17 protein-coding genes and 1 pseudogene are annotated in these 24670 nt (G+C 66.8%); 13 read left to right on the forward strand and 5 right to left on the reverse strand.

The window, feature by feature from the left end; genetic code table 11:
• Positions 1-246: 246 nt before the first annotated feature.
• Complete coding sequence (locus tag ACGFR7_RS13440; RefSeq protein WP_393317407.1) at positions 247-702, forward strand: DUF6415 family natural product biosynthesis protein; 456 nt, start codon at positions 247-249, stop codon at positions 700-702.
• 1318 nt (positions 703-2020) lie between these two features.
• Here ACGFR7_RS13440 and eccCb read toward each other — a convergent pair.
• Positions 2021-3382: a type VII secretion protein EccCb gene (eccCb, locus tag ACGFR7_RS13445; protein WP_393317410.1), complete on the reverse strand. Its 1362-nt coding sequence runs from the start codon at positions 3380-3382 to the stop codon at positions 2021-2023.
• Between eccCb and ACGFR7_RS13450 the strand changes: the two genes are divergently transcribed.
• Both ACGFR7_RS13450 and ACGFR7_RS13455 read left to right on the forward strand, forming a co-directional pair.
• Positions 3358-3804, forward strand: coding sequence for a hypothetical protein (locus ACGFR7_RS13450; RefSeq protein WP_393317413.1), 447 nt, complete (start codon positions 3358-3360; stop codon positions 3802-3804). The genes eccCb and ACGFR7_RS13450 overlap by 25 nt on opposite strands.
• Before the next feature lie 391 nt (positions 3805-4195).
• Positions 4196-5014: pseudogene (locus tag ACGFR7_RS13455) on the forward strand (IS5 family transposase).
• 221 nt (positions 5015-5235) lie between these two features.
• On the opposite strand, the gene ACGFR7_RS13460 reads toward ACGFR7_RS13455, so the two are convergent.
• The 4 genes from ACGFR7_RS13460 to ACGFR7_RS13475 all read right to left on the reverse strand — a co-directional run bounded on the left by ACGFR7_RS13460 (position 5236) and on the right by ACGFR7_RS13475 (position 10950).
• Complete coding sequence (locus ACGFR7_RS13460; protein WP_393317416.1) at positions 5236-6282, reverse strand: CBS domain-containing protein; 1047 nt, start codon at positions 6280-6282, stop codon at positions 5236-5238.
• Positions 6283-6290: 8 nt separating this feature from the next.
• Positions 6291-8096: a DUF262 domain-containing protein gene (locus ACGFR7_RS13465; RefSeq protein ID WP_393317419.1), complete on the reverse strand. Its 1806-nt coding sequence runs from the start codon at positions 8094-8096 to the stop codon at positions 6291-6293.
• A 1149-nt stretch (positions 8097-9245) separates the two neighbouring features.
• Positions 9246-10499, reverse strand: a complete 1254-nt coding sequence (locus ACGFR7_RS13470) for a tyrosine-type recombinase/integrase (RefSeq protein WP_393317422.1) — start codon at positions 10497-10499, stop codon at positions 9246-9248.
• Positions 10500-10671: 172 nt separating this feature from the next.
• A complete protein-coding gene (locus ACGFR7_RS13475; protein WP_393317425.1) occupies positions 10672-10950 on the reverse strand; it encodes a helix-turn-helix domain-containing protein in 279 nt (92 codons plus the stop codon).
• 668 nt (positions 10951-11618) lie between these two features.
• Here ACGFR7_RS13475 and ACGFR7_RS13480 point away from each other — a divergent pair.
• The 10 genes from ACGFR7_RS13480 (at position 11619) to ACGFR7_RS13525 (ending at position 24626) form a co-directional block, all read left to right on the forward strand.
• Positions 11619-11897 carry a hypothetical protein gene (locus tag ACGFR7_RS13480; protein WP_366574706.1) on the forward strand — a complete coding sequence of 93 codons (279 nt, stop codon included), beginning with the start codon at positions 11619-11621 and terminating at the stop codon, positions 11895-11897.
• A gap of 172 nt (positions 11898-12069) precedes the next feature.
• A complete protein-coding gene (gene eccD, locus ACGFR7_RS13485; protein WP_393317428.1) occupies positions 12070-13425 on the forward strand; it encodes a type VII secretion integral membrane protein EccD in 1356 nt (451 codons plus the stop codon).
• A gap of 53 nt (positions 13426-13478) precedes the next feature.
• The gene (locus ACGFR7_RS13490; protein WP_393317431.1) at positions 13479-14720 is read left to right on the forward strand and encodes a MinD/ParA family protein; all 1242 of its coding nucleotides are present in this window, start codon (positions 13479-13481) and stop codon (positions 14718-14720) included.
• Positions 14721-14756: 36 nt separating this feature from the next.
• Positions 14757-18731: a type VII secretion protein EccCa gene (gene eccCa, locus ACGFR7_RS13495; protein ID WP_393317434.1), complete on the forward strand. Its 3975-nt coding sequence runs from the start codon at positions 14757-14759 to the stop codon at positions 18729-18731.
• 81 nt (positions 18732-18812) lie between these two features.
• Positions 18813-20231 (forward strand): DUF6177 family protein, encoded by a 1419-nt coding sequence (locus tag ACGFR7_RS13500; protein WP_393317436.1) that lies wholly within the window; start codon positions 18813-18815, stop codon positions 20229-20231.
• Between the two features lie 202 nt (positions 20232-20433).
• Positions 20434-20766 carry a hypothetical protein gene (locus ACGFR7_RS13505; protein WP_393317438.1) on the forward strand — a complete coding sequence of 111 codons (333 nt, stop codon included), beginning with the start codon at positions 20434-20436 and terminating at the stop codon, positions 20764-20766.
• A 49-nt stretch (positions 20767-20815) separates the two neighbouring features.
• Complete coding sequence (locus ACGFR7_RS13510; protein ID WP_366574605.1) at positions 20816-21127, forward strand: pore-forming ESAT-6 family protein; 312 nt, start codon at positions 20816-20818, stop codon at positions 21125-21127.
• Between the two features lie 126 nt (positions 21128-21253).
• The gene (locus tag ACGFR7_RS13515; protein WP_393317441.1) at positions 21254-21709 is read left to right on the forward strand and encodes a DUF6507 family protein; all 456 of its coding nucleotides are present in this window, start codon (positions 21254-21256) and stop codon (positions 21707-21709) included.
• The gene (locus tag ACGFR7_RS13520; protein ID WP_393317444.1) at positions 21706-24255 is read left to right on the forward strand and encodes a hypothetical protein; all 2550 of its coding nucleotides are present in this window, start codon (positions 21706-21708) and stop codon (positions 24253-24255) included. The genes ACGFR7_RS13515 and ACGFR7_RS13520 overlap by 4 nt, the downstream gene beginning before the upstream one ends.
• Positions 24255-24626, forward strand: a complete 372-nt coding sequence (locus ACGFR7_RS13525; protein ID WP_393317447.1) for a toxin-antitoxin system YwqK family antitoxin — start codon at positions 24255-24257, stop codon at positions 24624-24626. The genes ACGFR7_RS13520 and ACGFR7_RS13525 overlap by 1 nt, the downstream gene beginning before the upstream one ends.
• Positions 24627-24670 lie beyond the last annotated feature (44 nt).

The raw sequence follows: 24670 nt of genomic DNA on the forward strand, positions 1-24670 counted from the left end.
CAACCTGTCCAGAGCGAACCTTACCCTCAGTTCACTTCAGCTGATCCTCTCCAAACCAGAGTGCCAATCCAGAACGTCGCCCTCGGTTCGGCGGTCCCAAAGTCCAAGTGCCCCGTGCAGGGCTTTGCCTACTTCAGGGTGCATGCCCTCGCGCGACAGAGCTGCGGCCCTGTGTAGGTAGAGGGAAGACTGGGTCCAAGGGCTTGCAGAAAAACAACATGCGCGCACCTGTCACGCTGGCCTGCAATGTCAATTCCCATAACCCGCAAGTTAATTCACCTCCTACGGGTACGAGGTCGGGCAGTACGGCGACGAGGGGAAGCGGCCCATCGTATTTCGTACCTCGTAGGAGCGAGGTCTGGGCACGAGTCACTGCCGGTCGATGTGGAAGCAATCAGCGCGACGATCCGACGCGCGCTGTGTCTCGGCTCCGGCCGGCCGGAGCACGACGCACTGACTAAACTGGAAGAGGAATTGCGTCGGCGCATCGCTCTCCTCCTACCCGAGGTCTGTGAGTCGGCCCGGCATCTATGGCCCAACAGCATCGACACACATCGGCTGAAGGCCCGGCTCGACGGAATCGAACGACAGACCAGGCAGGGTCTCGGGCAGGGCACACTCTCCGCTCACGTCCAGGTCCACCAGCTCGCTCGGGATTGTCAGTACGTGCTGACCCGGCACAGTGCGAAGTGCCGACGATGACCACCCCGATGCCTCCGCTGGCCTTCGTCTACGACCGCTGCGCCAGCCGCTCCCGCCGACAGCTCCACATGCGGTTGGACGGCTGCCGCCTTTACGCCGAGGGCATGGGCTGGGCTGTTGCCGACTGCTGGGTCGACCTCGGCGAGCACGCACTCGCCGTGCACCGCCCGCAGCTGGCAGCGCTGCTGACCGCCATGCGGCCAGAGGCGGGCCATCTCGAAGCGCTGTGCCTTGTGCACACCAGGGAAAGGCTGGCAACCGACACCACGCACCGTCTGCTGCTCCAACAGCGCATCTTCGCGGCCGGAGGCCGGACGGTCACCACGTTCGACGAGTCCGACCAACCGACCCTGAGCGCCATTCTGAGGGGAAGGCCCCGTGACTCCACATCAGCGCCGCATCGTCACCTACCTGACGTGCCTGGCCGCCCTTGCTCTTGTGCTCACCATCGGCATCTTCGGCGGTGGCCATGACTAGCTCGAGTCAGCGTCCGCAGGTTGGCGATGAAGTCGAGGAGGCCACTGGCCGCCGAGCGATCGTCACCGACATCAGGAAGGGCATTCCGTACCTGCGAGCTGTGGGGCGTAGGGAGTGGCCCGCAGAGGATCCGGACTCGCTCACGGTGATGCGGACGCGGTCGCAGCGGATCGCGGACGGTGACCCGTACTGAGCGACGCATGGTGACGCAGCCGCGGTCAGTTTCGTCAGAGCTGCGCACGATCCCCGATGTACCTCGTCATCTCGTAGGCCATCCGCGAGATTCCGACGAATTTCACGCACAGTTTGGTATCGGTACCGGTGTCGAATCTGCCCCACCTATGGCTGAGCGTACTTCCGACCCGGTGTGCCTGCGCTGTGCTGAAGCGCCGACCATTCATGAAGACTCTGACCTGCCGGTGCTTCGTCCCCCGCGAAGGGTTGATCCAGATCGCCGTCACGGAATTCAAATGATTGCGACCCTCCAGTCGGATACAGACCTGAGGCCCCGCGAAGTGGTGCGTACAAGCACTGGTGTCAGCCGCAGCCGGGACCGCGGTCGCAAAGAGGAGCAGCACCGATACCATCACTAGAGGGATGGAACGGTTCGAAACCGGACCAGATGTCATGAACGTCACGCTTGCTCAACGCGCTGTCGGCACGAAGGCATCGCCGCCTTCACCGCGGTCACTCAACCAGCCGAGCACCCGGCCCCCACAAGCTGACCTGCCCTGGGACGACTTCAAGTCTTCGAACATGCCCCAGCACAGCTACAGCAGTTCCGAACAGACCTGCCGGACGCCATCCGACACATGAACCGGGTGGTGACCTTCGGCAAGGCTCACGAGGCCGCTGGGAGGAAGCCGATCTGCACGAGCCCGGTGGGACCCCGGCGGGGAACGAACTGCGCCCGGCCCGGGGGCATGGGCGTGGCCTTGGTAGCGCCGATGAGCGGTCCTTCTTCGGGGTCGCCGGAGAGGATGATCCCTTGGGCGCCGAGTTCTTTGAGACGTCGGGTGACGGGTTCGAAGGTCGCACGGGCGGCGCCTGCCGTGGAGCGGGCCACGATGACGCGCAGTCCGATGTCGCCGGCGTAGGGCAGGTACTCGGCGATGGCCTCGAGCGGGTTGCCTGAGGGCAGGGCGACCAGGTCGTAGTCGTCGATGACGACGAAGACCTCAGGCCCCTGCCACCAGCTACGGGCACGCATCTGTTCGGCAGTCGTGTCTTCGGTGGGCATGCGAGTGCCCAGCAGGGGGCCGAGCTGCGCCAGCCCCTGTTCCAGGGAACCAACGGCCGGCGCATAGTGCAGGACGTAGTCCTCAGGAAGATGCCCGAACAGGCCGCGCCGGTAGTCGCCGACCAGCAGCAGCGCTTCATGCGGCTGACGCTGGTCGGCAATGCGCTGAGCGATCAGGCGCAGGAGTGCGGACTTTCCTGATTCGCTCTCGCCGTAGATGACCAGCAGCGGGTCGGTGTCGAGATTGACGTACACCGGGGAGAGGGTGGCTTCCTCGACCCCGATGGCGCAGCCGAGCTCAAGCGTTTCGTTGGCCTTGGGCAGGTCGTCCGCGGACAGCCGATCGGGAAGCATCCGGACGGGTGGGCACACTGGCCCGGCCCAGTGAGCCTCGATCTGCGCCACAAGCTGCTCGCTGCTCCATGCCGGGCTCTCCACGGTGTCGAAGTTGGGGTTGTCGAGGTGGGGTAAAGCGGTGACGAAGTGGAGTCCTCCTGCTGCGAGGCCATAACCGGGACGGTTGATGGGGATGTTACGGGCGCGTTTGCGGTCGTGTGCGGAATCGAGCGGGTCCGCCAGGCGCAGTTCCAGGCGAGCGCCGAACTGGTCGGTGAGCGCAGGCCGCATCTCGTTGTACCGGGTAGCCACGACGATGAGGTGGACACCATAGGCGAGACCGCGCAGGGCCAGAGCTTCTATGTCGGGGACCAGGTTCTCCCACTCACGTTTGGACGCGGCCCAGCCGTCGATGACCAGGAAGACATCGCCCCACAGATGGTCGTCGTAATGGCCACCCGCGCGGCGTGCGCGGTACGTCTGCATGGAGTCGATGTGGTGGGCGTGGAAGAACTCCTCCCGCTCACGGAGGATGCCCATCACCTCGGCAACGCTCCGCCGCAGCTTGCCGGCCTCCAGCCGTGACGCGACGCCTCCGACGTGTGGAAGTCCGGCGAGGGAGAACAAGCTGCCGCCGTAGTCGGCGCGCCGCCGACCGCCGCCGCGTCCGCACCGTCGTCGCCGTCACCTTCGTCACCACCGTCAGCGGAACCCTCGGCCTGCTCTTCGGCTTCTTCGGCATCAACGCCCGCCAAGTCGACGAACACCGATCTATGTTCGACGACCACTACACCCCGATCTACGCACTGATCGTGACCATCCTCCTCTGCGCCTTCGCGATCTTCACCGGCATGCGTCTCCAGGAACGCTGGGAAGAGCGCCGGGACCGCAGCACAACACGCACCTGGGAAGGCACGCACCGTCTCCTGGCCCGCGAAGCCGGCGCTGTCGTCCTCGACCCAGAAACACCGCCCTCTCCACCCCAGCGCCTCCCTGGCTCTCGCCGTCCGGATACCAGAACCCAGCCCCCACGCACCACGCTCCGCTGACGCATCCGCCGGCTGTTCGAGCCTGTACTCCCGGTTTGGTTGAACGGAAGCCCGCCGCCTGGGGGCCCGGTACGGTCCGGGTCGAGAACCGGAGGAGGATCGATGCCCACGACGGTGGTGGGGCTCCGGTTGGGACGCGGAAGGGCTGCCGCCGCGGGTCGAACTCCGGCCCAACCGTGGAGACGCTGGGTCGGATACCAGAGCGGGAGCGCGTAGTAGGCGGCTCGTTCACGCCCGCTGCGAGCATGCCCGGCCCCGCCATACCTGCGCTGCCTCCACCCCGCTTCAGCCCGGCCAGTGGCCGTCCTGCGCGTTCAGCAATCAGCTATATCGTCAGCAGGGATCGTGGCTAAGAGTGTGTCCTATGTGGGTTTGGTTCGTTGGACTGCGCATGGGGCGGGGTACGTGGAGTTGGATTGTTCCGGACGGTTTGTGGGAGATCGCGGAGCCGCTGATCCCGCCGTCGAAAGTGCGACCGCAGGGCGGCGGGACACAGGACACGCCTGATGAGACGCTGTTCGCCGCGATCATCTACGTGCTGGTCAGCGGCTGCGCCTGGCGGGCATTGCCACCGTGCTTCGGGATTTCGAAGTCGACCGCCCACCGCAGGTTCCTGATCTGGTCAAGAGCCGGCGTCTGGGGGCGGCTCCACGAGGAGATCCTGCACCGCCTGGACGACGCCGGCCTGCTCGACCTGTCCCGCGCCGTGCTCGACTCCGCGCACGTCAGGGCTAAAAAAGGGGCGAACTCACAGGCCCGAGCCCCGTGGACCGGGGCAAGCCGGGTTCCAAGATGCACGTCCTGTCGGACGCGAACGGACTGCCCCTACTTGTCGGCCTCTCCGCCGCGAACACCCACGACAGCCAAGCCCTGAAGCCCATGCTTCAGGGCCACCAAACGAGACACGACCCCCACCGCGGTCGGCACTTCAAGCCCCAGCGCCTGCATGCGGACAAGGCGTACGACGTACCCCACCTGCGGAAATGACTCTGGGGCAAGCACATCGGCGTGCGCATCGCCCGTAAAGGAGTCGATTCCAGCGAACGATTAGGGCGCCGCCGTTGGGTCATCGAACGCACCATGGCCTGGCTGACCGGCTACCGCCGAACTCAACCACCGCTACGAACGACACCCCCGCAACTACCTGGCCTTCCTCGGCCTCGCCGCCACCCTCTGCAGCTACAAGCGACTCCTCCGACTGACCACATAGGACATGGTCTAAGGCCAGTCGTCTCCACGGCTTTAGCCATCCCCGGCCGGGTCCCGACTCGGGGGCGGCCGAATTCGGGGAGTACTGCGGCGGTTGCAAGACTACGACGGGGCCCAGGCCCTTTACGGACGCTGCGGCTGGAGCCGGTACTGCTGTGGGGCCGGTTCGGGCTGAGGTGAGAACCTCGGCTGGGCCACCACGTGGTCGCCCGGCACTCTGAATCAGGTGATCTGCCGGAGCAGCCCGACGAACTCCCGAAGCTCTCTGCATAGTCTCGCAGTCAGCGGCTCGGCGTCGAAGTGCGCGATGCCGTTACGGATCACGCGTACCCGGTCGAGCTGGCGCACGAACTGGACCCGGTCTACTCCCGGCCAGCCGAGCGCCTGCCAATTGTCGTTCGACCGAGTGCGGAGGGCAGGGTTTTGCTGGTCACCATCGAGCAACTTCACATAGCCGCTGAACATCAGATCGGTGATCAGACCGGTTTGCTTGTTGGCCTGGGGCCCCTGCACCGCGCGAATGGCGTCTTCGCTGATCTTCGTACCGAGGCATTTCCGCAGCCGGGACTCGATCTCCCCTACGACGAAGAACGGCCAGGCCGTCGTCTCGAAACGCTGGGTGATGTCGGCGGCCGTCACGATCCCGCTGAAGGTGCCATTATTCGCCCTGACCAGAAGATAACCATCTTCGCTGACCCGAGGAAGCAGCGAGAAGAAGTCGTGATGCACCTCGACGACAGGCGGGTCCTCCACCATCGCCTCCGCTAGGACGGCGGCGGACGTGGTCTCGTACACCTTTGCGACCGAGCTCCAGGTGACGACGCCATGAAGCGTCGCTCCCCCCTCGATGACGGGAATCTGGGAGTACTTCTTCGTTCGCATCAGGTAGGTCACCTGAGTCAGTGCTGTCTCCGGCGTCACAGAGAACAGCCCACCCACTGCGGACGGGATGTCTCCGATCCGCAGAGGTCGCGCCGGCAGCCCCCCAGCGGGCATTTCCCCGGCGTCTTCAGCAGCCTCATCAGCGGTTGCCTCAGCCGACTCCTGCGGCGCCGGCTGCTGCCACGCCACGACCTGGATGTCGGCAGCGTGGTTGCATGTGCCGAAGTACGGCAGGGTGGTCAAGCCGGCGTCCTTGAGTGCCTGCTCGACGCGCGGGACCGTCAAATCGTTCCGCAGGCGAGTACCGAAGAGAGTAAGAAGCTCCAGGACGGGAATCTGCTTGCCTTTCAGGGCGAGGAGTTGCTCCTCGCTGGGATTCTGTGGCATGGCTGCGCTCACCATTCCGCCGCGTCACGGACGACGGTGCGCTTGCCCATGGCCGCCATCACCAGGTCCAGAAGCCGCTTGGCGCGGTTCTCATAGAAGCGAATGAAGTCATCCTCGAGAAGCGCGTTCACATCGACAAGGTGGGTGGCCACGACATCCTCGAACCATTCGGGGCGCATGCCCGATTCCAGCGACAGCATCTTGAGGTATGCGGTGGGCGGCCCAGTCATGCTCTTGCTGGCCCTGAGTGACAACGGCGTCTTGTTGACGATCGAGGTGGCACACGAAGCCCATGTCGGATGATTCTTGGCAATCCACGCCTTCGGGTAGATCAGCCGTACGTCCACAGCGTGCTCGACCAGTTGTCCCGGGGTGAGTGGGCTGTCGGTGAAATACCAGTCCACGGCTCCTTGCCTGATCAGCAGAGCGTAGATTCCCTTGTATGCGGCGCTGTTACGGGTGGTCAGAGTGTCCAGCCGGTCCTCGAGAAATGCCGCCTCTACAACCGTGTCGGGGGCGGCGGCAGCCTCCCCCCGCATCCAGGCGATCAGCTGCTCGACATCGCGGGTGAAGCGGGTCTCCAGCGAGCCGCCATACATCTCGCCAAGGACACCACACCAGTACCACTGAGTGATCTGCTCATCGGCTCCCGGGATGTCCGTCTCCTCGCCAATGAGTGCACGCACCGCGGCAAGCGGCACCAACTGGGTACGGTACGGAAGATCGCCTGTTCGGACGATGGACTGACGCTCCAGGAAACTGCCCACCCATCCGAAGGCTGCCGCTACCCGCGGTGCCAGCCGGCGGAAGTCCGCCAGTGGCAGATTCAGCAGGTCTCGACGCTTGCATGACACAGCCGTGCCCGCTCCGGCCTGCTTGGCCTCCCAGGTGCGGACCAGAGAGACAGCTTGAAGGAAGTCGCTGCTGCTCAGCCCATCATCCGGCCCGTCCTCCGGCCGACCGAACACGGGGTACGCGGACGTCAGCACCTGCTTGATCTGCTGCCACTCGTCCGGAAGTCGGTAATAGTCCCCGTACTGGACGACGTGATCCTGGTTTCCCGCATAGGTGGCCGTGAGCAGCTCGAAGACATTCAATGGCACACCACCAGTGTTCACTCGCTCGAACACCGCGCATACCGCGTCCGTGGTCGTAGTGGCCGCGAGTTTGATCATCGGCACGTCGAACGACAGCATGTTGTGCAGGACCTGCTCCTGAAATTGCATCCACAGAGGCCAGTTGGCCGGATCTCGCACGAACTCCTGCTGCCAGGAGCCCACTCGATGCGTGTCGAAGACGAAGTGGAGCGGAAAGTACCCTGCCGCACATTCACGCTCGGTCGTCGTCAGATCGAGCACCACCGTGCGAGCGAAATCCCGCTTGAGGGTGCGGTCCTCAGGCACAGACACAATCGCGTCGTCGCGGTCGGCAGGCGATCCGACCGCCTTGGCGATGTCAACGTAGTACCAGCACTTCATGTCCTTGCCGCGGGTGTCCCGTGTTTCTACCGGACGGTCCTGATGAAGCGCCTGGAAGAGGGAGGTGAGCCGCTGCTGCCCATCCAGTAGCAACAGGTCCGGCGTATTGCCTTCACCAGGTTCTGCGCCCTTGAGCGCCCGCGCCTTGAACGGGGACGTACCACCGGTGTGGAGCGACATAACCACGCCAAGCGGATACTTGAGCGTCACCGTCGCGATGAGCGCTCTGATGCGCTCGTCGTCCCACTTCCAGTCTCGCTGGAAGTCCGGCAGCTGAAGGGCACCGGACGCGACGTCCTTGAGTACATCTTTGAGGTCCGGATTGTCGAGCGCCACGCTACCTATCCCCCACCATTAGCCAAAGCTGTGCAACCGGGAATGCAATCAAGGCAATTGACTGCGTGTCAACCTGCGACGTGCACCGCTTCGCGGGCCTGCGATCCGACCGTGAGCCGCCCCGGGCGAGTGCCGGGAGACCCCACAAGCCGGCCCCGTCAACGTTTCCGGCATGGCGACGTGGCCTATGCCCTCCGGCGGGGCGGGGAGCCCGGAGCGGCCAAGGCCTGCTCGCCACCGATCTGGACCAGTCAGCACCACCGGCCTCGCCCCCGGAGAGGCTACGGCGCTCACCTCCGCCCCGGGACGTTCTCTCCGCACTGGCAGATGCGTCACCAACCTCAAGATCCCCCCGCCTACAGGAGAAAGTGGGATTTTTCTAAGTCGCGGAACATACGCCGGACTGTCAGCCTGACGGTTTCCCAGATAACCGTCTGACCTGCGAAACCGCTTGGGAACCGTCCGCTCTCCGGAGCCGTGTGCACAGGTTCGATCCTGCCAAGGGTTCGAACCGGCACAGGGCAAGCCAGTTCGGAGTAGCGCCATCACGACATCAGCCGACACGCGTCTTCGGTAGATGTGCCGACATTGTCACGACGAGCGAATCCCCACAGTTCACAGGGAGTCCGGCACGACCAGCCCTTGTTTTCGGCTGCTGCCGGGGACTCGAACCTGCGGCCAAGCCGCGCGTCGCCACCACCCGGGCGCTCGCCGGCCGTGGCGCCCCACCCGCCAAAAGACCGCAGGGCGTTGCCCCCCAGCGGTCGCACCCCGCCAAGAGTCCGGGCCTGCGTGCCGCGCCGAGCCCAATCGCGGGCCGTGGATCGCCGGCCCGCAGCCCACGGTCCCGCCCGGTTCGCGCATCGCAGCGTCGTCAGCCGACAGGCCCGCGCCTGCGGGCCCCGACAGACTCGAGCACAACCCGTGCACATCCCCACGGGAACTCCCGGGAAGCCGCAGGTCAGGGCAGGAAGTCCCGATGGACGCACAACGGCCTCGACCAGGGCATTCCCCAGTTCAGGGTAGTAATGGCGGACGAGTCGGCCTGTACGCCGGGTTTTGTCCCGCTGAGGAGTGGATCAGGCTCTGACCTGCTAGTTTGCCGCCCAGACGGCTTCGGTTGCGCTCCCAGGGACTTCTCAGGGACTTTCAGTCAAGATCTCCGAACCACGCTTCGATGGCGGCAAGGCCGCGCGCTCCGGCCTCCGGCATGAAGTGTGTGTAGGTCCGGAGGGTGAACGCCGGATCGGAGTGACCGAGCCACTTCGCCAGCGACACGATCGACTCACCCGCCTCGAGCATCACCGAGGCGTAAGTATGACGCAGGACGTGAAAGCCGTGCTCCCGGCTCGGCTCCCACACGCGCGTGGCCTTCTTGCCCTTCTCCTGCTTCGGAAGAGGGGGGATCACCCCGGCCTTAGCCAGAGCTGGCTTCCAAGACTTCGTGTTCCACGTGGTCCGGTTGATTGCTCCGCCACGGGTTGTGGTGACCAGCAACGGCACAGTCACTTTGCGGCGCTCATCCCTGGGAACGTCGGGCTCCTCGGGATCGAGCCACGGCAGGGTCACCTCGATCGCCTCGAACTGCTCCTGGTGCGCCAGCAGCCGCTTGGCCAGGGCCTTGGTCACGGGGGCATCGCGCTCCTTGCCGCCCTTCGGTGGACCGAAGTAGAGCTGCGACTTGTACCGCAGAATCTGCCGCGCTATGTGAATGGACTCCCCCTGCACGTCACCAGGCGCGAACGCGAAGGCTTCCCCTTGTCGCAGCCCGCACCCGACGCCGAGGTCAGCTGCGATCCGATACCGCTTAGGGAGTTCCGCCCGCACCGCATCGACGCGCTCCTGCGTCCAGGAGCGCGCCCTCCGCTCGGGCTTCTTGGGCGGCTTGATCGTACTGTTGCCCTTGCACGGGTTACGGAAGAGTCGTTTGTCCTCGACGGCAGCCTGCATGATCGCCTTCAGGTACACCCATGCGGTGTACGCCGTGCCCGAGCCGACTTCGCGTTGCACGTCAGCTGACCACTTCCGCAGCTCGGCGACGCCGACATCGCGGAGAGCCAGTTCGCCGAGGTGAGGTAGCACCTGTCCCCAGATCCGGTACTCCATGCTCTCCAGCGTCTGGGCTGGGTGTATCTGAGCCGGCCACCAATGCTTTTCGACGTACTCGCGCACGGTGATATCACCATCGCGCGGATCGATGAAGTCACCGCGGCGCGAGTCCGTCTGCGTCTCGGCCAGCCATGCTTTGGCATCCGCGACCGTCTCGAACGAGCGGTCGCGCACGCCCGGAATACCCTTGACCCGGTAGCGGGTGCATTTCCCCCACAGCGCCGTTCGCTCGCGCTTGCCCGTCTCCTTGTTCGGTCGCTTCTTGAGCCACCTGTCCTCTATGTACCCCGCCATGACAGACCTCCGTTTGCTCCAGCAGCTGGCTCGCTCAGCGCCTCCCTGCGCTGCACAACACACACAGACGACCTTTGTGCGCATCAAATTCCGCATGCAGCTGACGTCTTCAACTTTTGTCCTACGGACAGGGCATCCGCGGACGCCCAGCCACACCAGACACCTCTTGCGGTTAAGCAGCGCGACGCGCATGACGCTGCTGCGGCGCCTTGCGCACCGGATTGAGAGCCGGGTTCGATCGCGAATCGGCATTCTGCTGTTCCGTCAGCCACGCATCCAGCAGGTCTCGGCGATACATGACCCGCCCACCGGGGCCCAAGCGGAAACTGGGCGGTCCCTGCCGCCGGTGGCGCCAGACGTACAGAGTGTTCATCGAGATGCCCATGTACCTCGCCGTGTCCTGTACGTTCATGAACGCTGCCTCGACAGTGGGCTGTATGTGGTTGCGCATCGCGAATCTCCCGATGAAACGTCGTGGGTCAGGGCGGGCCTTTGATCTCCCACCGTCCCCGCGAGGCGCAGTACAGGACACCGCCCCCGGGGAGCACCAGGATCCAGAGAATCGCGGGTTTGGTGAGGCCGGGATTTGCTGATAGATAGCGCGGTCCCCGGCAGATCAAGGAGGTTCAATCCCGTGCCAGGACAATGGTGCGCCGTCATGCGCCTGGCATTCGATGGACCGCGCTGTCTGGCAGGCACAGCCAACGGGGACCCCACACTGACTTATGAGCGGTCGGCACCTGAGTCAGTACGCGGTCGAGCGTGCGATCGGCTTCTCCCACTCGTACACGTGCTGTTGGCTCCCCCGGCGGCGGGCTCCCCGGTTCACCCGCCCCACTGCCCGGAATCGGGCTCACGGAGCACGCTTCGGTGGTCGCGTCGACCGGACCATCGGGACACGTGCTGGCTGGTCGCTGAAAATCTGGAGTCGCCCCGCCATGCACCGCTTCGGCCAGGTGCATGACGCTGCCCGACGAGCCAAGCCGGACGACGGCAGGCACAGAAGTGCGCCATCATGCATGAGGGTCTCGGAGCAACGGCACACGTATGGCCGCCAATGACCGAGGGCTCATCGACCATGGCGAGTGCGGCAGGCGGCTTCAAACGACGGACGAGGAAATGGCGCGGGATTACGACGGTCAGCTGCTGGAATCAGTAGCAGTACGCCGGCGCAGGATGCGGGATGCGCTGTTGTTCGGCGCGCAGCGGGGGCGGCGTACGGCGGATGAGCGGCTCGGGAAGTTGTTCGCGGGGATCGCTATCACCGCTGTCCTGTGCGCGGGGTGTGTCGGGTGGTCCTTCCTTCAGCACACGCTGGCGCAGCAGAAGGCTGAGCAGGAGAAGCAGCAGCGGCAGGTGCAGCAGTACGAGCAGCCGACGCGATCGGGGAAGCCCTAGGAGTCCACAGATGAGATTCGGACAGAGTTTGCAGGTTTCCCGGGAGATACGCGAAGAGCTCCCCGTGGCGGGAGAAGGGTTCCTTGGCACAGGACGGTATGGAAGTCGGACGCACAGGCATGTCCAGTTCGGCCCAAGGGTGGGTCAACGCCGCGATGATAGGTTCCCGTAAGTGGTGAGCAGAGCAACGGCTTCTCAGGCGCAACTGAGCCGAGTGACCTTGGTCGGCGAGCGACGCCGGGCGGATGTCGTCCTGCGCGCCGATACGCCCGTAGGGCAGTTGATCCCGGATGTCCTGCAGCTGTTGGACGACCGGCCCGCATCGCGCCCGATGTCACGGCAGTTGATGACATCCGACGGCTCCGTCCTGCCGCACGACAGCACGCTGGCATCGGCCGGGATAGCCGACGGCACCGTGCTCCGGCTCGTCACGACGCATTCTGCGCCGCCCGCCCCCGTAGTGCACGACGTCACTGATCAGGTGGCTGACGACCTCGACTTGCGGGCTTGGCGCTGGCGCCCCGTCGCCCGCCGGGCCTGCGCGGGTGCGGCGACCGTCGCCTTCGCAGTGATCGCCGCGCTGCTCGCCCGTCGTGAGTTCCCGCTCGGCGCCCTGGTCGGTGTTCTCTCAGCTATCGCGCTCGTCCTCCTGGCGGCCGGTGCGCTCGTGGCCAGGATCGGACGAGGAAACCGGGGGCTGGCGACCGCGCTCCTGGTCTCCTCCGGCGGGATTGGCGTTCTCACCGCGTGGACGGCCGCCGATGCCTACGGCTGGCCGGGTACCGCGCGGCTCGCTGCGGTGGCGGGTGCGCTGGTCTTGACGCTGGTGTTCCTCGGTTACTTCTCGCCACTCGGCAAGGGCGGGCTCGTTGGCGCCGTCACGACGGCCACGATCGCCGCTGTGTGGGAGGCGGTTGCCGCCGTTCAGGGTGATCCTGCCCGGCTCGGTGCCGTCATGGGTGTCTTCTCGCTGGTGGTGCTCGGTCTGCTGCCGCGCCTGGCTCTGATGGCGTCGGGACTTACCGCGCTCGATGACCGGCGCTCGGGCGGTATCTCTGTCACCCGTCACCAGGTGGGTACCGCGCTCGCGGGGACCCATCGCGGCCTGGCTCTCTCGACGATCGTCACTGCAGTCTCGGCAACCTCTGCAGGCTGGTTGCTCACCCTGGCCGAAAAGCCGACCGTGTGGGCCGTGGCGCTGGTATCGCTCGTCGTCGTGGTGCTTGCGTCGAGGGCGCGGGCTTTCCCGCTGATCGCTGAGGTTGTTGCGCTCTTCGCTGCCGCGTCGTGCCTGGTGGTACGCCTGGTGACGTGGTGGATGGAGCATGCAGGGCGCGTCGGGCCGCTGGCTGTGCTGTGTGCAGCTGCGGTGCTGCCGCTGGTCGTTTTGGCGGTGCAGGTGCCCGAGCATGTGCAGGTGCGGCTGCGACGCATAGGCGATCTGATCGAGTCCATTGGCATGGTGGGGCTCTTCCCCCTGGCCTTCGGTGTGTTCGGGGTGTACGGGCAGCTGCTCAACCAGTTCTGAATCGACGTGCAGGCGCTCCGGGCGGGGCAGCAGGGTGGGGGTGGAGGGCAGGCATGCCGAACGGTGACGGCTGGCAGGGTGACGTGCTGCGCGACCTGAGAAGCGGTACCCAGCAGGGTGAGGGTGCGCAGGGACCCGGCGGGCAGGCGTACCGCGCTTCCGCGTCGGGTCCGGACCTGCCGTCGCAGAATGCCCAGGTGCCAAACCTCGCCACCCGGGGTGGTGTGGCCGGGCAAGCTGGCTACCCATATCACGGGCAGGAGCAGCAGGCGGGCGCTCAGGGCAGCTGGCAGCAGCGGCCCGAGTACCCGGAACAGGGGCAGCAGGCCCCGGCCGCCTACGCCCCGGGCCCTCCGCCCCAAAGTGCCCCCATCTCCCAGCCCGCACCGGACAAGGGCCTGGCCGGCGCGGTGCGCCTCAAGCCGCAGCACGGTGAGTCCTTTGCCGCGCGTGGCGCACGCGCTCTGCGTCGTACGCTCTCGTCGTCAGCCGCGCGGGAGGTCGCCGAGATCACCCGCACTGCCCAGGTGCTCCAGCAGCCCGTGACGACCGGCCGGCAGATCGCCATCACCTCGATCCGGGGTGGATCCGGCAAGTCGACCGTCGCCGCGCTGCTCGGCACCACGTACGCGCACTACCGGCAGGACCCGGTCCTTTTCCTGGAGGCAGATCCGGCACTTGGCTCGCTGCCCCTGCGGCTCGGCGCCGAGTCGCTGCGCTGGACCACCAGTGATATCGCGGACATCGTCCAGCCGAACATGTCACTGCTCGACGTCACCGGCTATCTCGTCCAGCTGCCCAACAATGCCTGGCTGCTGCCGGCCAGCCAGGGCCAGATCGGTGTGATGCTGGACAGCCGGGCGTACGAGCGGGTCGTGGTGGCGCTGCGTCGCTACTTCGGTGTGATGGTCATCGACTGTGAGACGTTGCCCGCCGAAGTCGCCCGGGTCGCACTGGCTGCCGCGCATGGCCGTGTTCTGACCACACCTGCCACGCCGGAGGGCATCCGCAGTACGTATTCGGTGCTGCAGTGGATGCAGGGGCTGCCGCGGCATGTGATGGCTGGGACGGTTGTCGTGCTTACCGAATTGGTGCCCCATTCAGGGCTCGATCTGGACGAGGCTGTCCAGATGCTCAGGTCCACAGGGGTGAGCGTTCAGGTTCTTCCGTATGACCGGCACTTGGCAGCCGGCGGCCGGCTGCATACCGAACTGCTGGCTCACCCGACCAGGGAAGCCGTCGCTCGCCTTGCCGCGGACGTCTTCCAGCTTTCCCTCTCCCAGCAGCGTCACTGACCAGATGCCGAGCCCGATCGTGAATGACGGACGACGATGAGTACCCGACTGATACACCGCCCGGCCAGGACCACCCGCCCCCCGGCTGCCTCCGAGGCGCGAGTCATCGAGGCCCCGCCCAACCTCCCCGAAGGGAAGTCGGGCAATATCGCGATGTCGCTGCTGCCCGTCGCCGGAGTCATGTCGTCCGTGGTGATGATGACGGTCGTACGCAACAGTCAGTTCGCCGGGCTCGGCGCCATCATCCTCGTCGTCACTGTCATCGGCTCCGTCGCGCTCGTCTTCTCGCAGCGCGGCAAGGCTCAGCGCACCCGCCGCACCCAGCGCGAGGCGTATCTCGCCTATCTGGAGGACCTGCGCGAGGAGCTCTCCGACCAGGAGCGCGAGCGAGGCGAACACGCCGAGGTCCTCAACCCGCCGCCGGCTGCCCTCTACGACATCGTGCGCGATCCGGCCCGCCTGTGGGAGCGCCGCCGCGTCGACGGTGACTTCCTGCACGTGCGCGTCGGCACCGGTGAGATGCCCGTACGGGATCTGGAGATCGCTCAACAGGGTTCATCGGTCCTCACCCCGCCCGACCGTTTCATGCTCAACGAGGCGTCGGCGCTGATGGGCCGCTTCCGCACCGGCACCGAACTCCCCCTCACCGTCCCGCTCGACCGTGTCGGGGACATCAGCGTCATCGGCCCCCGCGAGGACTGCTTGCGCCTCGCGCGCGCCCTGCTCGTCCAGACCGCTGCCCTGCACGCCCCCGACGACGTGGCGATGGCACTCGCCGTGCCCGGCGACCGGCTCGCCGACTGGGAGTGGGCCAAGTGGCTGCCGCACCTGCTCGACACCGAGCAGTACGACGGCCCGGTAGCCGCGCGCAGAATCGCACCCTCCGCACCCCAACTCGCCCGGCTGCTCGGCCCCGAACTGCGCCGCCGGGCGTCCTATGCGGCCGAGGTCCGCCGCGGTCTCTCCGGCGATGACGCCCTGTCCATGATCTCCCGGCTGCTCGTCGTCGCCGACGGACACGGCGAAGACGCTGTCGACCTGCCGCGTCCCGACGACGCGGTCGGCCTGCGGGAGATGGGCGTCACAGTCCTGCACCTGCTCGAACAGCGAGTCCAGGAGCCCGGACACGTCGGCGTCCGCATCACCGTTGACGGCGATCAGGTCGTCATCGAGGATCTGCGCGGGCAGCAGCCGGTCGGCTCCCACGGCACCGTGGACGAGGCCGGCATCCCATTCGCCGAGGGCCTGGCCCGGATGCTTGCGCCGCTGCGTCTGTCCGCCGAATCGCTTGCCGACGCACCCCTGACCGGGCCCGTCGACTTCGCCGACCTGCTCGGCATCGACGACGTGGCGCAGCTCGACGTGTCGCACCTGTGGGCGCCACGCGGCGAGCGGGCCTTCCTGCGCGTGCCCATCGGCATTAACGACTCCCGCGAGCCGGTGCTCCTGGACCTGAAGGAGTCCTCGGAGCTCGGCATGGGCCCGCACGGCCTGTGCGTCGGCGCCACCGGCTCCGGGAAGTCGGAACTCCTGCGCACCCTCGTTCTCGCCCTGGTGGCCACACACCCGCCGGAGGACCTTGCCCTGGTCCTCGTCGACTACAAGGGTGGTGCGACTTTCGCGCCGTTCGCGGACCTGCCGCACGTCGCTGGTGTCATCACCAATCTGGAGAACCAGGCCGGCCTCGTCGAACGCGTCCACGCCTCACTCGCTGGCGAGGTCAAGCGCCGCCAGCAGGTCCTCAAGGACGCGGGCAACGTCGCCGACATCGGCGACTATGCCGCGCTGCGCGCCCACCAGCGGTCCGACCTCGAACCGCTGCCGCACCTGTTCGTCGTCATCGACGAGTTCGGTGAACTGCTCACCGCCAAGCCGGACTTCATCGACCTGTTCCTGTCCATCGGCCGCATCGGCCGCTCCATTGGGGTGCACCTACTGCTGTCCAGCCAGCGCATCGAGGGCGGCAACCTCAAGGGCCTGGACACCTATCTCTCGTACCGGCTCGGCCTGCGCACTTTCTCCGCCGACGAATCCCGCACGGTCCTGGACACCACGGACGCCTTCCACCTGCCCCCGCTGCCCGGATTCGGCTACCTCAAGGTCGACACCAGCCACTACGACCGCTTCAAGGCAAGCTACGTCTCGGGCGCCTACCGCGGCCCCGCGCAACACCCGGACGACGAGGACAGCGCCCCCCTCGCCCTCCCCTACGACACCTTCAACACCCTGTCCACTGGAGAGAATGCCGACGCGCAGGAGCCCGCGATGCGGCGCCGCGAGATGGGGCCGACCGAGCTGGGCATCATGGTCGAGCAGCTGGCCAACGCCGCCGGTACGGTCCGCCGCATCTGGCTGCCGCCCCTCCCTGATGCGATCACCCTGGACAGGGTCGCCGGCCCCCTGGATGTCGGCACACGCGGTATGCAGCTCGCGGGGCGCCGCGCCCCCCTGGAGGTACCTCTCGGTCTGCTCGACGATCCGGCCAGACAGTGGCAGGGCCAGTGGTACCTGGACCTGACGGTGGCGGGCGGCCACGCTGCGGTCATCGGGGGCCCGCAGTCCGGCAAGACCACGCTCCTGCGCACCCTCGTCCTCTCCCTCGCGCTGACCCACACCCCACAGGAAGTCGGCGTCTACTGCCTTGACCTGGTCGGCGGCGGCCTGGCGGCCGTGGCGGGCCTGCCGCACGTCGGGGGTGTCGCAGGTCGCGTAGACCGTGAGCGGGTGGCCCGCACCGTCGACGAGGTACGAACCATGCTCGCCGCCAGGGAGGACCTCTTCCGCGAGCACGGCATCGACTCCATCTCACAGCTGCGCGATCTGCACGCGGCGGGCCGGCTGCCCCAGCTGGCCTCCGCCGAGATCGTGCTCGTCATCGACGGCTTCGGCGCGCTGCGCGACGACTTCGAAGAGCTGGAGGACGCCGTCGCCGACATCCTCCAACGCGGCGGCGGTTACGGCATCCACGTCGTTGCGGGCATGCTCCGCTGGAACGACGTGCGCATCGCCGTCCAGTCGAACTTCGGCACCCGCGTCGAGCTACGGCTGAACGACCCCAGCGAGTCCAGCATCGACAGCAAGCTGGCAGTGACCCTTTCACCCGACGAGCCCGGCCGCGTCCTGACCGCCGGCAAGCTCTTCGCGCAGGTCGCGCTTCCCCGTACGGACTCGCTCGCTGACACCGGGGACCTGGGCTCGGTTCTGGAGCGTGCGGCCCGGTCGATCCGCGCCACCTGGAGCGGCGAGGTCGCCCAGCCGGTGCGGGTGCTGCCGCATCTTCTGGAGCCCCACGTCCTGCCGGGCCCGGTCGCCGAACCCCGGCGGGTACCCATCGGCCTGGACCAGAAGGCCCTCGACCCCGTTCTGCTCGACCTGTTCCAGCACGACCAACACCTGCTGGTCATGGGCGACAGCGAATGCGGCAAGACGAACCTCCTCAAGACCATCGCCGGCGGCCTGATCGAGCGCTACAGCGAGGACGAGCTGGTCTTCGCCGTCATGGACCCCAGGCGCTCTCTGCGTGGCGCGATCCCCGAGGAGTTCAACGGCGGCTACGCGTACAACGCCAAGCTGTGCGCGGGCCTCGCCGCCGCGGTCTGCACCGAGTTGGACAAGCGGCTTCCCGATGATGGCGCAAGCCTTGAGGACCTGGGACCGGGCAGCTGGGGCGGTGGCCCGCGGATCGTGGTCCTAGTCGACGACTACGACGTCCTGACCACCGCCGGCCAGGAACCACTGGCCCCCTTCCTGCCGTACATCCCTTCAGCGGTGGACATCGGCCTCCACTTCGTCCTCACTCGCCGCGTCGCAGGCGCCTCCCGCGGCATCTACGAGCCCCTGGTGCAGGGCCTGCGCGAGTCGGGATCCTCCGCGCTCCTCATGGCCGGCGACCGCGGGGAAGGCCAGCTGTTCCCCGGCGTCTACGCCTCCTGGCAGCCGCCGGGCCGCGGTGTCCTTATCCGCAGGGGCCAGGCCAACCGCCTGATCCAGACTGTGTACTCCCCCGCGTGACATTCAGGAGAGCTCTCCCGCCCACGCGGACCACGAGACGTACGCATCCATGCCCCGAACGACGAAGGACCAGACGACCACATGACCAAGGACGTCATCGCCCTCACCCAACGCATGCCCGACCCGTCGGCCATGCTCGCGGGACTGCTCTCCGGAGGCCCGGACAAGCTAGTGGACACGACAGGCGAGGGTGCCGTCGTGCGGCTCTGCGACGAGGAGGGACGCCCCCTCGTCTCCGTCGAAGCACCGCTGCTCGTGCAGGTCGCGGGCGAGGCCGAGCGGCTGCTCGGAGCCACCCCGCCACCGGTGCCGTACTGGTGGACAGAGGCCCGCGCCACCACCGGTGTGGAAGAAGCCGAGCGGCTCGCGGGCACCTTCGCGGCCCGGCTGGCCGCCTTGGCCGACGGCTCCGCCTGGCCGCCTGAGGCCGCGCAATCCCTGGCGGTGGTGAAGACCGACGGTGTGAGCGTTGCGCCCACGCCCGCCACCGCGCAACCCGCGGTCGATGTCCTTACTGACAAGGTTGCCGTCGTCATCCAGGACCGCCCGGTGGTGGCCATGACGGCCTGGCTCCAGGACGCGTTCCAGTCCGCCGCCGGCGGCGAGCTGGGCCTCCAGGTCGTCACCCCGGCAGGAACCACGCTTTCCCCGGCCGTTCGCGCCAGCCTGAGCAACTGGCCGTCCCGCTGGGTCGTGCGCGACGAGCGGGACGGCTACTACGACGGACAGTCCGGAGCCGTCCTGCGCTGGCAGGACGACATGTTCCAACCGGTAGCGGCAGCGGACGCGACCGCCGACGACCCACGCACCCCGGTCGCCGCCTCCTACCAGGAGGTCACCGACACCGGCGAGCAGCAGCTGGCCATCACCTTCCGCACGGTCCACCCCGCAGACGAACGTCTGGTCCTCGGCGGTGCACTGGAGTCGATATGGCGCGAACTCACCGGCGAGCCCCCGGCGGGGTGGGGAACCGCGGAGCCTGCCAACCTCCCCTGGTCCCCGCGCCAGATGACCGACCTCGCCTACGAGCGGGCGCCCGAGCCGACCTGGTTCGTGGTGGTCGGCAGCCCGGAACGGCCGGGCCTGGCCACGGTGCGCGTCAGCCGGACGAAGGCGGGCGTGGAGGAGTACGTCACGCTGATGTTCGGCTACGGCCCCGATGAGGAGCCGCCGGTGGGCTCCCTTCCGAGGGCCGCGGAGGTGCTCGCCACCCGCCACCGGCTGCTGTCGATGCTCGTCCAGATCCGCAAAGCCCGCCGGGACCTGGCCGTGCCACCCCGCTTCGAGGGACCCGGTGTCCCGCTGGCCTTCGTGCTCGGCGCAGAGGAGGTCCGCCAGATGCCCGGCGACCGCGCCCGGAAGACGCCACTGTCCAAGCCGCCTGTCCCCCTCGGTCCGAAGACCCGCCCTGCGATGTACTACGCGCTGCCTGGAGACCCGTTGGATCTGTCGGGCTGGCAGGACTTCGAGCGCCTGATGCGGCATATGAAAGGCGAGTGAGGGCACCTGGCACAGGGGGACGTACGCGTGGACCTCCCTGCGCCAAGTACCCTGCAGACATTGGCAAGTGGGTGGGCTCCTGGCTGTTTTGAGCCGTTGTCAGACCTCGGGCATAGCATCGGGATTGCGGATTGCACCAATGACTTCGCAATTGATAGGCATGACCGTACAAACGATCGTCAAATCTGGCGGGGGGAGCCTGATGAAGTTCGACATGGGGGCGCAGACGCTCTCGACCCTGAGGTCGAAGTCGCAGGGGTCGAGCACGGAACTGGGGACGTTGATCCGCCAGCTCGTGCAAGCAGCACAGCCGTTGGAGGGCAAGTTCAACGGGTCGGGCAAGGCGGCGTTCGACTCGTTCAAGTCGCGCGCGGACGAGATCACGGCATCGTTGAACAGTGCGCTGGCCGCGATTGTGGGCGGACAGTCGGGCATGGAGACAGCGTTCGGCTCGGGCGACCAGGAGCAGGCCGACAACGCCCGGTCGCAGATGTCGGCGGCGAACTTCGACGCGGCCCGCTTCTCGGGCCGCTGACAGTCCGCTTGCGACAGATGAACTCAGATTTTCAGGGGGAGTGATTGTGATGGCTGCTGGCATGGACCGTCGTTCGTACGACTCGGGTGCGTCGGCGGAGGCGCAGGGCAACATCCAGGCGGTGATCGCACGTCTGGAGCAGGTGATCGCGGCGCGTGACGCGCAGGTGAAGGCAGCGATGTCGGACTTCGCCGCGGATGGTGTCGCGGAGGAGTACCACGGCAAGGAACAACGCTGGAACAGCGCCTCGCAGGAGGTCAGGAGCATCATCCAGCTGCTGAAGACGACGCTGGAGAAGAACGACGGCACCGCGCACCAGACGCTCGCGCGCGCGAAGGCCGCGGTCGACAACATCGGCTGAGCTGGCCTCAGCGCATCGACAGATAAGGCAAGCCTCCGGAGTGCGCGGACGGGTTGCCGGCCGTAGGGGGCGGCGCCGCGCGAGTCGCGGCGCCGGTGCAAGAAATATGTACGCAGGGGGGCGTTCATGGCGTCATGGGACATCCAGCCGCAGGGAGTGCAGGGCCAGTTGAAGGTCGTCGGCACGCATGCCGAAGATCTGGGCAACGTCCTCAACACACTGCTCTCGGACATCCAGGAGGCGGCTCAGGCAGCGGGTACGGCCGTGCCGGGCACGCAGGCCCGAACGCCGCTGTCGCCCGGGCCGTGGGTGCCGAGGAACAAGCCGTTGGGGCCGGCGGCCACCTCCCTGTTCACGCAGACGGCGACGGGCCCGGTCGCCGCGGCCCTCGCCGAGTACGTGACGAAACGCAAGCCGCACATGAAGGCCATGGCCGATCGCTGCCAAGCGGCCGTTCTGGGGGCTGCCAAGGCCACCAATGAGTACGTCCAGGGCGATCTGGAGGCGGCCAAGAACGCCCAGAACGCCGCCCGTACCGTGCGGCTGGACGCTCTCAAGGACTTCGGGGGGAAGAAGAAGTGAGCGGCGGACCGGTCGATCCGGCCGATGTACCGGTCTTCACCGGTGATCTGGACGTTCTGGAAGCCAAGACGAAGGCGCTGTCCCATGGCGGCTCCAAGGTCCAAACCGCTGGCTCGGATGTCCACAAGTCCTTCGGTGGACTGGCTGCCTTCTACAAGGCGCCCGAGGCGGAGCAACTGTTCGGCGTCACCAAACCAGTGGCGGACACGGCTCATGACCTGAGTGACGACATGCATGTCATCGCCGGGGCTCTGAGCACCTACGCCCGTGAGATCAGGCCATTGGTCCACCGGCTGGAGCAGCTCAAGCAGGAAGCCGCCGATTTCCGCGACAACGAGGCCGCCGAAGACGACTGGAGCGAGGACGGCGACCTGACCGACGAGAACATCAACCGGCGCAACAAGATCGCCGAGGTCTGGGCCGCGTTTCAGGAAGCCGAACGCGACTGCCACTCCAAGATAGTCGCGCTGGTAGGCGGCAAGGCGCTCCACACGATCGACGCCTCCCACAAGAAGGGATACGGCTACGACGCCGAAGCCCTCAAGGCATCCAAGAGCCTTCCCTGGGGCGACGCGGTCGAGGAATCCGTTCCCTGGTGGCAGGTTTGGGAGCACGCCTACGACTTCGGCAAGGGCTTCATCGTCGACGGCGTGGGGGGCACCATCGACGGCATTTACACCCTGTTCGGCGGCCACGGCGGGGACGCCGCCGGCCAGGCATGGCTCGGCCTGGCCAAGCTCTCCACCGCAGTGGCGATCACCACCACGCCCGGTTTGAACGTCGCCTACTGGATGACGCCGGGGAAGATGCTGCCCTCCTGGCTGCGGGACTCGCGTACCGCGGTGCTGGATACCGGCAAGGCTCTCGTGGCCTGGGACCAGTGGGAATCGAACGGCTCCCGGGCCGCCGGCGCGGTCACCTTCAACATCGTGACCGCCATCTTCACCCGCGGTGGCGGTGCCGCCGTGCAGGGCGCGGGCAAGGCGGGCGCGCTGGCCAAGGGCCTGTCGGTCGTCAGCAAGGTGGGCAGCGCCGTCGACCCGATGACCTACGTCATCAAGGGCGCAGGTGCAGGCCTGTCAAAGGTCGGCGACATGATGGCCCACCTCAAGGGCCTCGGCCACGTCGAGGCCCCGAAGATCTCCGAGGGCGCCTACAGCCTGCCCGAAGGCGCCGCCAAGCTGCCGGACGGCACGATCCAGCTGCCCAAGGGTGCCGCCATCCCGGAAGGAGCAACCAAACTCCCCGGCGGCAGGATCGAGCTGCCCAAGGACACGGTCACCTTCCCACCGGGGACGGTAAAGAGCCCATTCAACGGCAAGTACATGGTCCCCAGAGGCGATCTCTACAACTCGGACGGCAGCCTCTTCCAAGGCGTCGAAGACGCTCCCGAGGGCACGCCCGCCCCACACGCCACAGGCGCGGACAACCCACGGATCGAGACCCCGGTCCGCCAGGAACAGCGGGTCCCGGCCAGCGTCGGCGGACGTGGCGACGACTTCACCCGCGTCGGCTCGGAAGTCTCCGACCCGGCCCGCAGCGCGGACGACCTCCCAGCTGGCCGCCCCGACACAACTCCGGGCGGCACCGCGGGCCACATCCCCGGCGGCCACGCGGGCAACCACATGCCTACGAACAACCTGGACAACGAGGCAAGCGGAGCAGGCCGCACTGGCGCCACCACCCCCACGCCCGGCGGTGGCCACACGGAAACCCCGTCCACGGACGGTGGCGACACCACGCCGATCGGAGGCCACGGCTCCGACGGCCCGACGGTCCCGCACCAGGGTGAGCACGGGGCCGGTTTGGCGCCGGCCGGGCACGACCCGCAGATACCTGAGGGATCGGGCAGGACACACGACCACAACACCTCTGGCTCCGCTTCCAGCCCGGAAGAAGCTCTCTCTCCCAGCACGCACGTGGGCGAGGACGGAACTGTTCCACCTCCCGGGCACGGTCAGAAGCTCTTGGAGCAGATCGATGTCGACGCGCCTCGTGTGACCAAGACGGACGGAGTCATCACCCACGTCGACAGACGGCCGGTCGCCGAATACCTAGATGGGCTGGCCCAGAAGCGCGGAGCCGAGTACCGAGATGCCCGGGACTCAGGTGTCTTCCCCAGGAAGCAGACCGGGGCTTGTGTGGGATCCGTGATGGACCTCCGGACGGGCACAGTCATCGAAGGCATCAACGGCAAGGCGGATGTCGTTATCAAGCTGGACGACCTGCACCCCACCCTGCGGGAGAGGCTGGAAACGATTGGGGACCCCCCGCCGCACAAGGACGACCCACTGGGCCATGCCGAGGTTAAGGCGGCCAACGAGCTGCTCTGGATGCGTACGCGGCAGGGGCTGCCGGACGACGCCTCTGTGCTCGCCGAGATGCGTGCTTCGGTCGACTTCCCATACCTCAACGACACCTCCACGGGTCTTCCTGGCAGACGAGCTCCATTCTGTGCGAACTGCAACCATATGCTGCAAGGGCTGCCCACCAGCCACGGGAGGTTCACCGGCTTCCCCCCGAGTGACGAGAACTGGATCCCCTGATGACTTCTGTACTGCGAATCGACGTTGATGATCCGGACGTCGACATGGATCATGCTCAGCGTCTGCTCTATCGGGGCGAGCCTTTCTCTGGAGAAGTAGCCGAGTACCAGAGCGGACACCTGATCAGCCTGGACGAGTACACCGACGGAATCCTGAACGGACAGTCCCATGAGTGGTACCAGGACGGGACTCTCCGTTCCGAGGGAATTGTCCGGGACGGCCGTGCCGTGGGCGAATTCAAGGAGTGGCACCCCAACGGGACCTTGAAGTCCCGAAAGTTCTTCGACAGCGCCATCGCTTCACTCCGCGAGGAGGAGACGTGGGACGAGCACGGCGTTCCGCTGTCCTCGTGGCGCCGTGACGACGGCTGAACGGAACACACTAGGGCGTCGACCGGAGCCCAACATCGGTCGCG

It is taken from the genome of Streptomyces sp. NPDC048516 (genome assembly GCF_043199875.1).
Lineage (GTDB): Bacteria > Actinomycetota > Actinomycetes > Streptomycetales > Streptomycetaceae > Streptomyces.

What these genes read in the sequence shown, in the direction of transcription:
- ACGFR7_RS13480 (WP_366574706.1), top strand. Translation starts at nt 11,619, where the DNA reads ATGGCGCGGGATTACGACGGTCAGCTGCTGGAATCAGTAGCAGTACGC.
- ACGFR7_RS13440 (WP_393317407.1), top strand. Translation starts at nt 247, where the DNA reads ATGTCAATTCCCATAACCCGCAAGTTAATTCACCTCCTACGGGTACGA.
- ACGFR7_RS13505 (WP_393317438.1), top strand. Translation starts at nt 20,434, where the DNA reads ATGAAGTTCGACATGGGGGCGCAGACGCTCTCGACCCTGAGGTCGAAG.
- ACGFR7_RS13510 (WP_366574605.1), top strand. Translation starts at nt 20,816, where the DNA reads ATGGCTGCTGGCATGGACCGTCGTTCGTACGACTCGGGTGCGTCGGCG.
- ACGFR7_RS13500 (WP_393317436.1), top strand. Translation starts at nt 18,813, where the DNA reads ATGACCAAGGACGTCATCGCCCTCACCCAACGCATGCCCGACCCGTCG.
- ACGFR7_RS13475 (WP_393317425.1), bottom strand. Translation starts at nt 10,950, where the DNA reads ATGCGCAACCACATACAGCCCACTGTCGAGGCAGCGTTCATGAACGTA.
- ACGFR7_RS13490 (WP_393317431.1), top strand. Translation starts at nt 13,479, where the DNA reads ATGCCGAACGGTGACGGCTGGCAGGGTGACGTGCTGCGCGACCTGAGA.
- eccCa (WP_393317434.1), top strand. Translation starts at nt 14,757, where the DNA reads ATGAGTACCCGACTGATACACCGCCCGGCCAGGACCACCCGCCCCCCG.
- ACGFR7_RS13460 (WP_393317416.1), bottom strand. Translation starts at nt 6,282, where the DNA reads ATGCCACAGAATCCCAGCGAGGAGCAACTCCTCGCCCTGAAAGGCAAG.
- ACGFR7_RS13525 (WP_393317447.1), top strand. Translation starts at nt 24,255, where the DNA reads ATGACTTCTGTACTGCGAATCGACGTTGATGATCCGGACGTCGACATG.
- ACGFR7_RS13470 (WP_393317422.1), bottom strand. Translation starts at nt 10,499, where the DNA reads ATGGCGGGGTACATAGAGGACAGGTGGCTCAAGAAGCGACCGAACAAG.
- ACGFR7_RS13515 (WP_393317441.1), top strand. Translation starts at nt 21,254, where the DNA reads ATGGCGTCATGGGACATCCAGCCGCAGGGAGTGCAGGGCCAGTTGAAG.